This is a genomic window from Streptomyces sp. BBFR2 (assembly GCF_044497305.1).
Taxonomy (GTDB): domain Bacteria; phylum Actinomycetota; class Actinomycetes; order Streptomycetales; family Streptomycetaceae; genus Streptomyces.
In genome coordinates this window covers 5,926,058-5,940,123 of sequence record NZ_CP172415.1, presented here as the reverse complement: position 1 = coordinate 5,940,123, position 14,066 = coordinate 5,926,058, and the positions used below count along the sequence as shown (strand labels likewise).

Genomic DNA, 14,066 nt, shown 5'->3' with positions numbered 1-14,066 from the left:
CCCTCCCGCCCGGCGGACTGGAAGACTGGCCCCATGAACGACTCCCCCGCCACCGGCACCCCGTCCGCCACGCCCGTCGTCCTGGACGTCTGGTGCGAGCTGCAGTGCCCGGACTGCCACGCCGCCCAGGACGATCTGCGGGCCCTGCGCGAGCGCTACGGCGACCGGCTGGAGATCCGGCTGCGGCACTTCCCCCTGGAGAAGCACAAGTACGCCTACGCGGCGGCGCAGGCGGCAGAGGAAGCCGCCGAGCAGGGCAAGGGCCGGGAGTTCACCGAGGCGGTGCTGGCCCGCACCGAGGAGCTGGGCCGCTCCGGCGAACGGCTGCTGCTGGAGGTCGCGGACACCCTGGGACTGGACTCCGACGAGCTGGACACCGCGCTGATCGACGGCCGCCATCTGCTGATCGTCGACGCCGACCACGCCGAGGGCAAGGCGATCGGCGTGCGGGGCACCCCCACGTACGTCATCGGCGGGGAGCTGCTGGACGGCAGCGCGAGCCAGGAAGGGCTGCGCGCCCGGATCGAGGAGATCGCGGACCGGCTGCTCACCTAGGGGTTTCCCGGCCCTCGCGGGACGCGGCGGGCGAGGGCCCCGAAGGCCGGGCCGCGGCTCAGAGCAGCGGTTTGGCCAGCAGGAATCCGGTGGGGCGGTACCCGCAGGCCGTGGCGAGGCCGCGTGCGGCGGTGTCGTCCGTGCGGACGGTCAGGGCGACGAGGGGCACCCCGGCGGCCAGGCACTCCCGCTCCGCGACGCCCAGCAGGGCCCGGCCGTGGCCGTGGCCGCGGTGCTCCGGGGCCACGAGGAGGTCGAGGACGCGGCCGCCCGGCAGGTCCGGCGGCCGCAGGTCGGTCCAGACGTGGCCGACGCCGGTGCCGCCGACCGTGAGGGTCCGCAGCGCGTGGTGCGGGGTGGCGGCGCCCTCCACAAGCAGCGCGCGGTGCTCGGCCTCCGCCGCCTGTGCGGCTTCTTCCGAGGTCAGGCCCGGTGCGGCGAGCAGGCGGGCGCGGTCCGCGACGGCGGCGGCGCGCCAGTCGGGGTAGGCGGCGGCCGCCAGCGGACGGTCCTCGGCGCCGGGCGGCAGCGGCGGTGCCCCGACGATCACCTTGGCGAGGTGCCGGGCGCGTTCGGTGTACCCCAGGGCCGCCGCGAGGCGCAGGGCGCCCTCCGCGCCGGCGGGGACGGTCAGCGCGATACGGCGGCAGCCCCAGCCGCGCAGCACCTCCTCGGCGGCGAGCGCGGCGACGGTGGCCCGGCCGCGGCGGCGGTCGGCGGCGTCCACCTCCAGCGCCTCGATGAGGCCGGTGGCGGGCCCGGTGAGCGGGTCGGTGGTGAGGCGGACGCCGCCCACCCGGCGGCTGTTGTCGCAGATGTCGTAGCGGCGGGCGCGGTGGCCCGCGCCGCTTCGGTCCTCCGGTCCCGCGGGACGCAGCGTGGTGGTCACGAGGGCCTTCTACCCGCCGCCGCGGCCCGTCATCTCACCGCGGGTCGAAGTCGGCGGCGGCGCCCGCGTCGAAGGCGCGCATCGCGGCGCGTGTCACCGGGCCCGGCGCGTCGCCGAGTCGCCGGCCGTCGATCCGCGTCACCGCCTGGACGTCGCGGAGCGTGGACGTCAGGAAGATCTCCTCGGCGCTCTCCAGGACGTCCAGCGGCAGATCGGTCTCCTTGGCGCCCGCCCAGGCGATGGTGAGGGCGCGGGTGATGCCCGCCAGGCAGCCGGAGGCCAGTGTCGGGGTGTGCAGTTCGCCGTCGAGGACGACGAAGACGTTGGAGCCGGTGCCCTCGCAGAGCGCGCCGACGGTGTTGGCGAACAGCGCCTCGGAGGCGCCGCGTTCCCGGGCGCGGGCGAGCGCGACGACGTTCTCGCCGTACGAGGTGGTCTTCAGCCCGGTGAGCGCACCGCGTTCGTTCCGTACCCAGGGGACGGTGACGGCGGCGGTGGTGTCGGGGCGGCGGGTCGCCTCGCCGAGGGCGATGACCAGGGTGGCGGGGGCGTCGCCGCGGTCGGAGCCGAGGGGGGATTCGCCGCCGGTGTAGGTGATCCGCAGACGGCCGAGCGGCACCGGGTGGGCGTCGAGGACGGCGGCGCAGCCGCGGCGCACCTCGTCGAGGTCCGGTTCGGGCAGTCCCAGGCCGCGGGCGGAGTACGCCAGCCGCTCCAGGTGGCGGGTGAGGGCGAAGGCCCGGCCGCCCTCGGCCTTGACGGTCTCGAAGACACCGTCGCCGACCGTCAGACCGTGATCGAAGACGGACACCCGGGCGCCGCCGGCCTCCCGCAGTTCGCCGTCCAGCCAGATCTTCATCGCCCTGTCCTTCCGTTCACACCGTGCTCGCCCGACGCTACCGCGAGCAGCCGGCGCGCCTTCAGCTCGGTCTCCGCCCACTCCCGCTCGGGGTCGGAGTCCCAGATGATCCCGGCGCCCGCGCCGAACCGCAGCTCGGGCCCGTCCCTCCCGGCGCGGTCGATCCAGAAGGTGCGGATGCCGACGGCCAGCTCCCCGGTGCCGCGGTCGGCGTCGACCCAGCCGACGCCGCCGCAGTACGGGCCGCGGGGCGCCGTCTCCAGCTCGCCGATGATCCGCAGCGCGCTCTCCTTGGGGGCGCCGGTGACCGAGCCGGGCGGGAAGGTGGCGGTGAGGAGGTCGGCCCAGGCGCTCTTGAGGCGGTGCTCCGCGATCTCGCCGCGGACGGTGGAGACGAGGTGGACGAGGCCGGGGTGTTCCTCGACGGCACAGAGCGCGGGGACGGTGACGCTGCCGGTGGCGCAGGCCCGGCCGAGGTCGTTGCGGACCAGGTCGACGATCATCACGTTCTCCGCGCGGTCCTTGTCCGTCAGATCGGCGGCGGTGCGCCCGGTCCCCTTGATGGGGCCGGAGTCGACGGTGTGCCCGTCGCGGCGCAGGTACAGCTCGGGCGAGGCGGTGGCGACCTCGACGCCGTGCGCCGGGAGCCGGATCGTGCCCGCGTACGGCGCGGGGTTGCCGAGGGCCAGTACGGCGGTGAGCGCGTCGATGTCGCTGCGGTCCGGATCGGGCAGCGGCGCGCTCAGCACCCGGCAGAGGTTCACCTGATAGACGTCCCCCGTCCCTATGTACGCGCGTATGCGGCGCACCCCGTCCATGTAGGCGGCGCGGTCCAGGGAGGTGCGCCAGGCCCCGGGGGCGGGTCCGTGCCAGGCGCGGGGGTCGGGGGCGTCGGCCGGGGTGGCGGGCCGGACGTCGGCGAAGCGGGCGCAGATCACCTCCCCCTCGAACCCGGCCACCACCGCCCACCAGCCTGTGGAATCCAGGGCTGCGGGGTCGGTGGTGACGTCGCGGAGATCGGTGGCGATGCGGCCGCCGAAGCGGGCCACGGGAGGGAGGTCGTGCACGTCAGCGAGTCTAGGTCGCGGCCCCGTCCGGCGCCGTGGGCGAGCCGGACGCGTGGCACCTGCGCAAACGCGTTTTTGTGCTGGCCCGGGAATCCGCTAGAGTTCAACACGTCGCCGGGAAGCGCAAGCGCCCCGGAGGCCCGGTAGCTTCCCGGACCCGGTCCGGGAGAGTCACCTGCGGACGTAGCTCAGTTGGTAGAGCACCACCTTGCCAAGGTGGATGTCGCGAGTTCGAGTCTCGTCGTCCGCTCGAAGTGGGGGATCTTCCCGAACCCCTACGCTCCAGGTGGAGTGGCCGAGAGGCGAGGCAACGGCCTGCAAAGCCGTCTACACGGGTTCAAATCCCGTCTCCACCTCCAAGGACGATTAGCTCAGCGGGAGAGCGCTTCCCTGACACGGAAGAGGTCACTGGTTCAATCCCAGTATCGTCCACTGCCCGGTAAGATCGACGGGCCCCGCGCGATTAGCTCAGCGGGAGAGCGCTTCCCTGACACGGAAGAGGTCACTGGTTCAATCCCAGTATCGCGCACGCAGTACCCATGGAGGATTTCGGTTCGCCATGGTCCCGAGGACGATTAGCTCAGCGGGAGAGCGCTTCCCTGACACGGAAGAGGTCACTGGTTCAATCCCAGTATCGTCCACAGAGAAGAACGAAGGGCCGGAGCGGCGTCAGTCGCTCCGGCCCTTCGGCGTTGCCGGAACTTTGCCGGTGCCGCTCATCCGCCGTACAGGAGCGGGGAGTTGGCGTACGGGGGCGGATCCGCGGAGATCTCACCTGGGCCGGAGAAACCCGGTGGCCGGGCATCTCCCCAGATGCCCGGCCACTCGTGCCGTCCGCGCCACCCCCGTCCCCACGGGGCTGGGCCGCGCTTCCCCCGTCCCGGGCCGCTCTCCCGGGACCGGGGCGCCGTTCAGCGCCCCAGCGTCACGGCCACGGACGACGCCTGTGTCATGACGGCTTCCCAGCCGCCGAAGACCACACCGAGCAGGAGCGCGAGCGGCAGCGCCATGGCGACCGCGAGCAGCGGATGGCGGGTGCCCGAAGCGCGGCGGGCGGCGGGCGGAGCGACGCGTTCGCGCCACCGTGCCCACGATGCCGTGCGCCCCTGGGGGTCCGTCATCCCGGCTCCTGTCGTGTGGTGGTGGCGGCGGGCGTGGAATCTCGGGGGACGAGCTACGGCGCCCGCCGCTCGGGCTCCACAGTAGGCAGGTGGGCGGGTTCCGGGCGTCAGCCCGTCGTACCGGTGAGCGGCCTACGGGAGGAGGAGGGCGGGCGGGGGACGTACTCCGCTGGTTGCAGAACGGGCTCAAGGTGCCACTGAGGCGGGCGGTGCTCCGGTGCGGCGGGGAGGGCGAGTTGTCCGGTCCCGGGGCGGCAGGCGCATCCCGGTCGCGCGCGGACAGAAACCCCAACGGGTGACTTCTCTCACTCCCGGGATGGTGGGGGCCGCCCGCCGGCGTCCGGGGCGGCCCGGATTCCGCCCGGTCCGCCGCGACTTGGGCGCGGTGGCATCCTTCCCGGGCGTACGGCGGGGCCGGCGTGCGGAGGTGGTCCGGCGGGTCAATGTCCCTGCTGGAGGCGGGGGTTGGGGCGAGGAGCGGGCAAGGGCGGGTGGTCGGCCGGAAATCGCCCTGTGGTGCGGGGGTGTCGCCGGTGACGGTGGTGCCCTCCGGGGGCTCGTGCGCGGCCTCTCAGCGCGCCGGGCCGTCAATCCGTAAGCTGTGCCACGTCAGACGGTTGGCACGGAGTGGGTCTTGCCCACCGCAGGTAGGGGACGGACATGGCGATGATGCGGCTCCGGCGCGAGGACCCGCGTGTCGTCGGGACGTTCCGGCTGCACCGGCGGCTCGGTGCGGGCGGGATGGGCGTCGTCTACCTCGGCTCGGACAAGCGCGGGCAGCGGGTGGCGCTGAAGGTGATCCGCCCGGATCTCGCGGAGGACCAGGAGTTCCGTTCGCGGTTCGCGCGGGAGGTGTCGGCCGCCCGGCGGATCCGGGGCGGCTGCACGGCGCGGCTGGTCGCCGCCGATCTGGACGCGGACCGCCCGTGGTTCGCCACCCAGTACGTACCGGGCCCGTCGCTGCACGACAAGGTGAACGAGGAGGGGCCGCTCGATCCCGCGCAGGTCGCGTCGATCGGGGCGGCACTGTCCGAGGGGCTGCTCGCCGTCCATGACGCGGGCGTGGTCCACCGTGACCTGAAACCGTCCAACATCCTGCTGTCCCCCAAGGGGCCGCGGATCATCGACTTCGGGATCGCCTGGGCGACCGGTGCCAGCACGCTGACGCATGTCGGGACGGCCGTGGGCTCGCCCGGATTTCTCGCGCCCGAGCAGGTGCGGGGCGCCGCGGTGGCCCCGGCGACGGACATCTTCGCGCTGGGCGCCACCCTCGCGTACGCCTGTACCGCCGACTCCCCCTTCGGGCAGGGCAGTTCTGAGGTGATGCTCTACCGCGTGGTGCACGAGGAGGCGCAGCTCGCCGGGGTGCCGGACGCGTTGGCGCCGCTGCTGGCGGCCTGTCTGGCGAAGGATCCGGCGGACCGGCCCAGTACGTTGTCGCTGTCGTTGCGGCTGAAGGAGATCGCCGCCCGCGAGGCGCACGGGCTGTCGGGCGTCGCGCAGGACGGTGCCCTCGGCGGCGCGGCGGCCGGGCCCGCCCGGGAAGCCCGGCGTCCCGGCGAGCGGCCCACCGGGCGGCGCGCCGATGCCTACGCGCGTCAACGCACCGAGCGGGGCACGGCCGGGACGCCCGCGCCGCGTCCGGCGGCCGGGGGGACGTCCCGGCCACCGCAGCGGGAGGCGGGGGCGCGGGGCGCCGGGCCCGTCTCGTCCCCGGGGCCTCGGCAGAGCGGCGGACGGCCCGCGGGGAAGGTGCCCGCGGCGCGGCCCGGCGGGGGCCGCCGGACGCCGTCGCGGCCGACCGCGGGCGGCCGTCGGCCGGGGCCCGACCGGCGGTTGATGCGGCAGCGGATCCTGGTGTTCGTGACGGTGACGCTGCTGGTCGCGCTGGGTATCGCGGCGGCGCAGGGCTGCCAGGGGCCGACCCGCGGGCTGGGCGGGCGGTCCGTACCGGCCGGGCCGGGCGTCGCGGGGGCGGTGCCGGGGCCGTCCGACGGAGGCGATGGTTCCGCCGGAGGCGCGGCGGGCTGAGCCGCGTCGCGGCGGAACGCGGGCGGGTAACGCGGCCGTACGTCCGGGGCCGGGCTCCGGGGGTGGGCCTGACGTGTTTCCGGGGCGGGCGGAAGGCGGCTGTACGCGTCCCCCCGCCGGGCCGGGCGGCTCTGCGGGCGCCGACCCGATCCGCGCCGGCCGGTCGGCGCCCCGCTGTCCTCCCCCGCATTTCCGCTGCCGGAGCGGGAATTCCGCCGGGCGCCGCGGAATTCTCCACCCGGCGTCCGGCGGAATTTCCCTCGTGCGCACCGGATGCGGATTCCTCTCGTGCGCACCGGATTCCGTCCGGGATTCTTCCGGGGTGCTTTCCCCGTACACGCTCCGGGCGGCGGCGCTCACCGTATTTCCGTGGCCGGGGGTGAGTGCACATTTCATCGCCGGGGGACGGAAAAGCCCGTACTCGTCGGGGTCCTTCGTCGCTCCGCACGATGAGGGCGCGATATGGCCCGCGGTGCCGGGCGGTTCCCGCGGGGCATACGGGTACGGGGCAGGGTGGGAGGGCGCTCCGAGGGGCGGGCTTTCTCCTGCCTTTCCCGGCGGCTCCGCCGCCCCGTTGTCCCGTCGGCCGGATTCCGCCGTGTGGTCAGGGGCGCGTCGCGTAGAAGGCCACCGCCGACGCCGCGGCGACGTTGAGGGAGTCCACGCCTGCCGCCATCGGGATCCGGACCCATTCGTCGGCCGCGCGCAGCGCCTCGACCGACAGGCCGTCGCCTTCGGTGCCGAGCATGAGCGCCAGCTTCTCGTAGCGGCGGGCGGCCAGTTCGTCGACGGTGATCGACTTCTCGGCGAGGCAGAGGGCGGCCGTCACGAACCCTTCCCGGCGGAAGAGGTCGATCTCCGCCGGCCAGGAGGTCAGCCGGGTCCAGGGGACGTGGAAGACCGCGCCCATCGACACCTTCACCGACCGCCGGTAGAAGGGGTCGGCGCAGCGGGGCGTGAGGAAGACGGCGTCGACGCCGAGGGCCGCGGCGTTGCGGAAGGCGGCGCCGAGGTTGGCGTGGTCGACGATGTCCTCGAAGAGGGCGATGCGCCGCACGGGCGCCGCGCCGTCGCGGCCGGCCGTGGTGAGCAGCGTAGCGGCGTCCGGGAGCGGTTCGCGCCGCATGGAGGCGAGGGCACCGCGGTGGACGTGGTAGCCGGTGACCCGCTCGGCCAGTTCGGGGGTGACCGCGTAGACCGGCGCCGGGACCTCGTCGATGACGTCGCGCATGACGTCGACCCACTTGGCGGAGAGCAGCATCGAGCGCATCTGGTAACCGGCGTGCCGGGCGCGGCGGATGACCTTCTCGCCCTCGGCGATGAACAGGCCCTCGGCGGGCTCCCGGCGGCGGCGCAGTGCGACGTCGGTCAGGCCGGTGTAGTCGTACAGCCGGGGGTCGTCGGGGTCGTCGACGGTGATGATTTCTGCCACGGGGAGATAGTGCCTTGTCGGTGTCGGGGAGCCAATGCCGGGGACGGGAAGGGCTACTCGGCGGTACCGCCGACGGCGACGACGTCCCCGATGACGAGGACCGCCGGGGGCCGCACGCCCTCGGCCGTGACCCGCTCGCCGAGGGTGGCGAGGGTGGCGTCGACGCGGCGCTGGGCGGCGGTGGTGCCCTCCTGGACGACGGCGGCGGGGGTGTCGCCGGAGCGGCCGTGAGCCATGAGGGTGGCGGCGATGGCGGCGCTGTTGGCGACGCCCATCAGGACGACGAGGGTGCCGCGCAGCCGGGCGAGGGCGGGCCAGTCGACGAGGGAGCGCGGGTCGTCGGGGGCGACATGGCCGCTGACGACGGTGAACTCATGGGCGACGCCGCGGTGGGTGACGGGGATACCGGCGGCGCCGGGCACCGAGATGGTGCTGGAGATGCCGGGGACGACGGTGCAGGGGATGCCCGCCTCGGCGAGCGCCTGGGCCTCCTCCATACCGCGGCCGAAGACGAAGGGGTCGCCGCCCTTGAGCCGGACCACGGCCTTGCCCGCCCTGGCGTGGTCGATGAGGGCCTGGTTGATGGCCTCCTGCGCCATGAACCGGCCGTAGGGGATCTTCGCCGCGTCGATGATCTCGACGTGCGGCGGGAGTTCGGCGAGGAGGTCGCGGGGGCCGAGGCGGTCGGCGATGACGACGTCCGCCTCGGCGAGCAGCCGGCGGCCGCGCACGGTGATCAGGTCCGGGTCGCCGGGTCCGCCGCCGACGAGGGCGACGCCCTTGGTGCGGGCCCGGTGGTGCGGGGCGGCGAGGGAGCCGTCGCGCAGGCCCTCGACGACGGCGTCGCGGACGGCGGCGGAGCGGCGCGGGTCGCGGCCGGTGAGGACGGCGACGGTGACGCCTTCGCTGTGGCCGGTGGCCGGGGTCCAGGCGGTGGCGGCCTCGGCGTCGTCGGAGCGTACGGCCCAGACGCGGCGTTCCTCGGCCTCGCGGGAGGCGGCGGCGTTGGCCTCGGGGTCGTCGGTGGAGATCAGGGCGTACCAGGCGCCGTCGAGGTCGCCGGGGCGGTAGCGGCGGCGCTCCCAGCGCAGTTCGCCGGTGTCGGCCATCGCCTCGACGGAGGGGGTGGCCGACGGCGAGACGAGCAGGACGTCGGCGCCGGCGGCGAGGAGGGCGGGCAGCCGGCGCTGGGCGACCTGGCCGGCGCCGAGGACGACGACGCGGCGGCCCGACAGGCGCAGGCCGACGGGGTAGGCGGCGTGTTCGGCGGCGTGCTCGGCCATGGGTACGGCTCCTTGTGCGGATGGGGCGGCTGCGGCGGGGACGGGCCGCTGCGGCGGTGGAACGGCGGGGAGGCGTCCCGGGGCGCCGCCGGGACCGGCCCCGGTGACGGGTGACGGCCCGGCTCCCAGCCTATAGGGGGCGAGGTGGCCTGCTCCGGGGGCCCGGGAGGGGCGGGGGCAGGGGTGGGGCGGGGTGTCCGGCCGTGCCGCGGTCCGCCCCGGCTGCCGGTGCGCCGGGGAAGCGGACCGGTACCCGAAGGGCGGGCCCGGCGTCCCGCCGGTGGGCGGGGCGCCGGACCCGTGAGCGCGGGGGCCGGGTCAGTCCTTCTCGGTCACGCCCGCGGTGTCGAAGGTGGCGACCTCGTGCATGGCGCGGGCGGCGCTCTGCACCAGCGGCAGGGCGAGCAGGGCGCCGGTGCCCTCGCCGAGCCGCAGATCGAGATCGACCAGCGGACGCAGCCCGAGCTTGGTCAGGGCGGCGACATGGCCCGGTTCGGCGCTGCGGTGCCCGGCGATGCAGGCGGCCAGCGCCTCGGGGGCGATGGCGTGCGCGACGAGGGCGGCGGCGCCCGCGCTGACACCGTCCAGGATCACCGGCGTCCGCAGGGACGCGCCGCCGAGGATGAGTCCGACGAGGGCGGCGTGCTCCAGACCGCCGACCGCGGCGAGGACGCCGATCGGGTCGGCCGGGTCGGGGCGGTGCAGTTCCAGCGCACGGCGGACGACATCGACCTTGCGGGCGTGCGTCTCGTCGTTGATGCCGGTGCCCCGGCCGGTGATCTCCGCGGGGTCGGTGCCGGTGTAGACGCTGATCAGGGCGGCCGACGCGGTGGTGTTGGCGATGCCCATCTCGCCGGTGAGCAGCGCCTTGTTGCCGGCCGCGACGAGGTCCCTGGCGGTCTCGATCCCGGCTTCGACCGCCTTGAGCACGTCCTCCTGGGACATCGCGGGCCCGGCGGTGAAGTCGTCGGTACCGGCGCGGACCTTACGGGGCAGCAGCCCGGGGGCGGCGGGCAGTTCGGTGGCGACGCCGACGTCCACGACGCACACCTCGGCGCCGACCTGGGTGGCGAAGGCGTTGCAGACCGCGCCGCCGCCCAGGAAGTTGGCGACCATCTGGCCGGTGACCTCCTGGGGCCAGGGGGTCACGCCCTGGGCGTGCACACCGTGGTCGCCCGCGAAGATCGCGACGGCGGCGGGCTCGGGGATCGGCGGCGGGCACTTGCGGGAGAGCCCGCACAACTGCGCGGAGATGATCTCCAGCATGCCCAGTGCCCCGGCGGGCTTGGTCATCCGCTTCTGCCGCTCCCACGCCTCACCGAGCGCCTTGGCGTCGAGCGGACGGATGCCGTGCAGTGTCTCCCTGAGCAGGTCGTGCGGGTCCTCACCGGGCAGGGCGCGGCGGCCGTACGTCTCCTCGTGGACGACCCAGGACAGCGGGCGGCGCTCGGCCCAGCCCGCCTGCATCAGCTCCGGCTCCTCGGGGAACTCGTCGACGTAGCCGACGCAGAGGTACGCGACGACCTCCAGGTGCTCGGGCAGGCCCAGCTCGGTGACCATCTGCCGTTCGTCGAAGAAGCTGACCCAGCCGACGCCGAGGCCCTCGGCGCGGGCGGCGAGCCAGAGGTTCTCGACGGCGAGGGCGGAGGAGTACGGCGCCATCTGCGGCTGGGTGTGGCGGCCGAGGGTGTGGCGGCCGCCGCGGGTCGGGTCGGCGGTGACGACGATGTTGACCGGCGTGTCGAGGATGGCCTCGATCTTCAGCTCACGGAACTGCTTCGCCCGGCCCTTCGGCAGCGACTCGGCGTACGCCTTCCGCTGGTCGGTGGCGAGCTGATGCATCCGCTCGCGGGTCTCGGCCGAGCGGATGACGACGAAGTCCCACGGCTGGGAGTGCCCGACGCTGGGCGCGGTGTGCGCCGCCTCCAGGACGCGCAGCAGTACGTCGTTGGGGATCGGGTCCGGGCGGAAGCCGTTGCGGATGTCGCGGCGCTCGCGCATGACGCGGTGGACGGCGGCCCGCTCGGACTCGTCGTAACCGGGCGCCGGGGGCTGCGCGGGGGCGGTGGCCTCCGGCCCGGGGGCTTCGGCGGCGGCCTCGGCGCCCTGGGGGGAGACGGGCGCCGGGTGCTCCGGGCCGTTCGCCTCGCCGTTCTCCACGCCGTCGGCCTGCGCCCCGCCGGACGCGGCGGTCGCTTCGGCGGCGGGCCGCTCCGGGCCGGCGGGCGTCCGCGCGGGGTCCGCCTCCGGGTGGGCCACGGCCTCCGGGGCGCCGTGGGGCGGGGTGCCCTGGGGCGCGCCGGTCCCGTCCTGCGGGTGCGGTACGGCTTCGGGGGCGGCCGGGGGTACGGTCTGCGGCCAGCCCGCGATGGGGGTACCGGCGGCCGGCGTCGCGGTGGCGGGCAGCGGCGCGGGCACGGGCCCGCCGGGCACGGCCGGCCCGGACGCGTACGGGCCCGGGACGGGCTCCACCGGGGCCATCTGCGGCTGGGCGGGGGGGGCGGCGGGTCCGGTGACGAGGGCCTCGGGTGCGGGCCCGGGCTCGGCGGCGGCCGTGGCCTCGGCGGGCTCTGTCGCGGGCCCGGCGTCGGTGGCGGCCTCGGCGTCGGTCGCGGCACCGGTCTCGGGCTGCGCCTCGGCGACGGCTTCCGGTCCGGCCGGCGTATCCGGCTGCGGGGCGGCGTCCTCGGGGTGCTCCTGGGCGAGTTGCTCCTGCGCGGCGTTCTGAGAGGCGTCGGCGCCGGGCTGCGGCCCGGCGCCGTCGGACGGCTCCGGGACGACCGCGTCGGACGCGGCCGGGTCCACCACCGCGTGGGCCACGGGAAGACCGGCGGCGGACTGCGCGGACGCGTCAGCCGGGGCCCCGGCCCCGGTGACCTGAGCCCCGGCGGCGACAGCCCCGGGCTCCCCCTCGACGGCGACGGCCTCGGGCTCCCCCTCGGCAGCGGACGCCTCGGCGTGGCCACCGGTCTCGGCCACCTCGGCGACCTGCTCCTGAGCAGCGTCCTCCGCACCGGCCGCGGGAACAGCCGTCTCGGCAACAGCCGCCTCGGCAACAACGGTCTCGACAGCAGCGGTCTCGGATACGGCGGCCTCGACGGCCTGCCCCTGGCCACCGGCCTCGGCCTGATCACCGGCTTCGGAAGCGACAGCTTCGGAAGCGGCCTCAGCGCCCTCCGCCCCGGCCGCCGCGCCCTCGGTGACCTCCGCACCGGCGGCGGGCACGGCCTCCACGGGCGCCTCGCCCTCCACGGCCTCGGCTTCCCCGGGGACAGGCGCCTGCCCCTCCCCGGACTGCGGCACGGACGGGGCGGCCTCGGCCTCCCCCGCGCCCTGCTGCTCCGGGGCCGCCTGGTCCGGCTGGGCCCCGGCGTCCTCCGCCACGGCCCCCTCGGGCACGGTCTCCACGGGCACGGCGGCGCCCACCTCACCAGAAGGCTCACCGGACGCGTCACCGGACGTTCCCTCAGACACGTCGGCGACCGCCGGAGCGGCCCCGTCCGCACCCTCCGGCGCGGCGGACTCCGGCCCGACGGCGACCGGAGCGGTCCCGTCCGCGGCCTCGGTCGCCGGTACGGAAGCGCCGGCACCGTCCTGGGCGACCTCGGCACCCGGCGCACCGGCCTCCGCGGCCTCCGCCGCGGGCACGTCGGCGCTCGCCTCGGCGGGCTGCGGCTCCGCACCAGGAACCGGCTGCTCCGGCTGCGCGGCGGCAGGCTGCACGACGCCGTCGGCGTTCTGCGGAACGACCGGGGCCTCGCCCTCCGGCTGGGCCGCCTGCTCCTGAACCGGCTGCTCCTGCGGGGCATCCTGCGGGACGGTGGCCGGGGCGGCGTCCTCGGGGCCCTGCTGCGGTGCCGGGCCGCCCTCGGCGGCGGGCCCGTCCTGCGCGGACGGCTCCGCCTGGGCCGGTACGGCCCCCGGGGCCGGTGCGTCCGGGACACCGGGCTCCACGGCTTCGGCGGACAACGGCGCGGTCGCGGGCTGCGGGGCCTGCGCGGCGCCGGGCTGCTGCGGACCGGCCACCGGGTGGGCGCCGGGCTGCGCGCCGTCCACCGGCGCGACCGGCACCGCGACCGCCTGGGCCGACGCCTCGTCCCACGGCGTGACCTGCGGCGGGATCTCGCCGAGCTGCGGGCCGGGCAGCGGTGCGGCGCCGGGGGCGTCGTACGCGACGGGGTGCGCCGGGTCCTCGGGCTGCGGGCCGGGCTCCGCGAAGGGTGCCTGGCCGGGCCCCGCGGCGTACGCCTGGGAGTCCTGCTGCGGAGCGGTCTCGGACTGCGGGGCACCCGCGGTGGGGACGTCGAGGTATTCGGGGCCGACGGTGGGCGGCCCGGACTGCCGGACCGGCATCGGCTGCGGCGGGGCCGCCGGGCCGCGGTCGGCGAGGGAACGGACGACGCCGCCGGTGGCGTCCGGCACCGGCGGGCCCATGTGCAGCGGGCGCCGCGCGGGCTGCGGGTGCGGGGCGGCGGGACGGGGCTGACGGTCCGCCTGCTCGGTCCAGGCGCCCTGGGCGGCCGGCATCAGCAGCAGATCGTCGTCGTCGACCACCACACCGGGCCCGCCGGGGTAGCCGTACGCGTCGGACTGCGCCGCGCCGGACTGTTCGGGAGCACCGGGGCCGGCAGGGGAGGCGGGCGCCGGCTGCCCGGCCTGCTCGCCCGCGTGCTCCGGCTGTCCCTCGCCCAGGACCTGGCCGGTGTCGGTCATGCGTACCCCTCGCCCATCGGTAAGTGCTCCTTCCACCGCTCGTGCGGCGCGCGGCCGGGGCACGCCCTCCGCCCGGTGGCGGATACGAGCGGGCACGCCTCACGGCACCTCCGCTC

The 14,066-nt window shown here is 76.1% G+C and carries 9 protein-coding genes and 5 tRNA genes; 7 read left to right on the top strand and 7 right to left on the bottom strand.

The window, feature by feature from the left end:
• Window positions 1-33 precede the first annotated feature (33 nt).
• A complete protein-coding gene (locus ACGH2B_RS24235; protein ID WP_399093720.1) occupies window positions 34-555 on the top strand; it encodes a DsbA family protein in 522 nt (173 codons plus the stop codon).
• A 58-nt stretch (window positions 556-613) separates the two neighbouring features.
• Here the strand turns inward: ACGH2B_RS24235 and ACGH2B_RS24230 are convergent, their stop codons facing one another.
• The 3 genes from ACGH2B_RS24230 to ACGH2B_RS24220 are packed head-to-tail and all read right to left on the bottom strand — an operon-like array spanning window position 614 to window position 3,370.
• Window positions 614-1,444 (bottom strand): GNAT family N-acetyltransferase, encoded by an 831-nt coding sequence (locus ACGH2B_RS24230; RefSeq protein WP_399093717.1) that lies wholly within the window; start codon window positions 1,442-1,444, stop codon window positions 614-616.
• A gap of 34 nt (window positions 1,445-1,478) precedes the next feature.
• A complete protein-coding gene (locus tag ACGH2B_RS24225; protein WP_399093714.1) occupies window positions 1,479-2,303 on the bottom strand; it encodes an aminotransferase class IV in 825 nt (274 codons plus the stop codon).
• Entirely contained in the window at window positions 2,300-3,370 is a 1,071-nt protein-coding gene (locus ACGH2B_RS24220; RefSeq protein ID WP_399093711.1) for a chorismate-binding protein, read from the bottom strand. Before ACGH2B_RS24220 ends, ACGH2B_RS24225 begins: the two co-directional genes overlap by 4 nt.
• A gap of 177 nt (window positions 3,371-3,547) precedes the next feature.
• Here ACGH2B_RS24220 and ACGH2B_RS24215 point away from each other — a divergent pair.
• The 5 genes from ACGH2B_RS24215 to ACGH2B_RS24195 all read left to right on the top strand — a co-directional run bounded on the left by ACGH2B_RS24215 (window position 3,548) and on the right by ACGH2B_RS24195 (window position 4,011).
• Window positions 3,548-3,620 (top strand) — tRNA-Gly (locus ACGH2B_RS24215).
• A 35-nt stretch (window positions 3,621-3,655) separates the two neighbouring features.
• Window positions 3,656-3,729 (top strand) — tRNA-Cys (locus ACGH2B_RS24210).
• Window position 3,730: 1 nt separating this feature from the next.
• Window positions 3,731-3,802 (top strand) — tRNA-Val (locus tag ACGH2B_RS24205).
• Between the two features lie 25 nt (window positions 3,803-3,827).
• Window positions 3,828-3,899: transfer RNA gene (locus ACGH2B_RS24200), tRNA-Val, on the top strand.
• A gap of 40 nt (window positions 3,900-3,939) precedes the next feature.
• Window positions 3,940-4,011 (top strand) — tRNA-Val (locus ACGH2B_RS24195).
• A gap of 270 nt (window positions 4,012-4,281) precedes the next feature.
• On the opposite strand, the gene ACGH2B_RS24190 is transcribed toward ACGH2B_RS24195, so the two are convergent.
• A complete protein-coding gene (locus tag ACGH2B_RS24190) occupies window positions 4,282-4,491 on the bottom strand; it encodes a hypothetical protein (RefSeq protein ID WP_399093708.1) in 210 nt (69 codons plus the stop codon).
• A 660-nt stretch (window positions 4,492-5,151) separates the two neighbouring features.
• Between ACGH2B_RS24190 and ACGH2B_RS24185 the strand changes: the two genes are divergently transcribed.
• Window positions 5,152-6,522 carry a protein kinase gene (locus tag ACGH2B_RS24185; protein ID WP_399093705.1) on the top strand — a complete coding sequence of 457 codons (1,371 nt, stop codon included), beginning with the start codon at window positions 5,152-5,154 and terminating at the stop codon, window positions 6,520-6,522.
• Between the two features lie 604 nt (window positions 6,523-7,126).
• On the opposite strand, the gene ACGH2B_RS24180 is transcribed toward ACGH2B_RS24185, so the two are convergent.
• The 3 genes from ACGH2B_RS24180 to cobT form a co-directional block, all read right to left on the bottom strand.
• A complete protein-coding gene (locus tag ACGH2B_RS24180) occupies window positions 7,127-7,954 on the bottom strand; it encodes a TrmH family RNA methyltransferase (RefSeq protein WP_399093702.1) in 828 nt (275 codons plus the stop codon).
• A 53-nt stretch (window positions 7,955-8,007) separates the two neighbouring features.
• Window positions 8,008-9,237 (bottom strand): uroporphyrinogen-III C-methyltransferase, encoded by a 1,230-nt coding sequence (gene cobA, locus ACGH2B_RS24175; RefSeq protein WP_399093699.1) that lies wholly within the window; start codon window positions 9,235-9,237, stop codon window positions 8,008-8,010.
• 318 nt (window positions 9,238-9,555) lie between these two features.
• Entirely contained in the window at window positions 9,556-13,950 is a 4,395-nt protein-coding gene (gene cobT, locus ACGH2B_RS24170) for a nicotinate-nucleotide--dimethylbenzimidazole phosphoribosyltransferase (RefSeq protein ID WP_399093696.1), read from the bottom strand.
• Between the last annotated feature and the right edge of the window lie 116 nt (window positions 13,951-14,066).

Coding starts and splice junctions, on each gene's coding strand:
- ACGH2B_RS24185 (WP_399093705.1), top strand. CDS start 5,152: ATGGCGATGATGCGGCTCCGGCGCGAGGACCCGCGTGTCGTCGGGACG.
- cobA (WP_399093699.1), bottom strand. CDS start 9,237: ATGGCCGAGCACGCCGCCGAACACGCCGCCTACCCCGTCGGCCTGCGC.
- ACGH2B_RS24190 (WP_399093708.1), bottom strand. CDS start 4,491: ATGACGGACCCCCAGGGGCGCACGGCATCGTGGGCACGGTGGCGCGAA.
- ACGH2B_RS24235 (WP_399093720.1), top strand. CDS start 34: ATGAACGACTCCCCCGCCACCGGCACCCCGTCCGCCACGCCCGTCGTC.
- ACGH2B_RS24225 (WP_399093714.1), bottom strand. CDS start 2,303: ATGAAGATCTGGCTGGACGGCGAACTGCGGGAGGCCGGCGGCGCCCGG.
- cobT (WP_399093696.1), bottom strand. CDS start 13,950: ATGACCGACACCGGCCAGGTCCTGGGCGAGGGACAGCCGGAGCACGCG.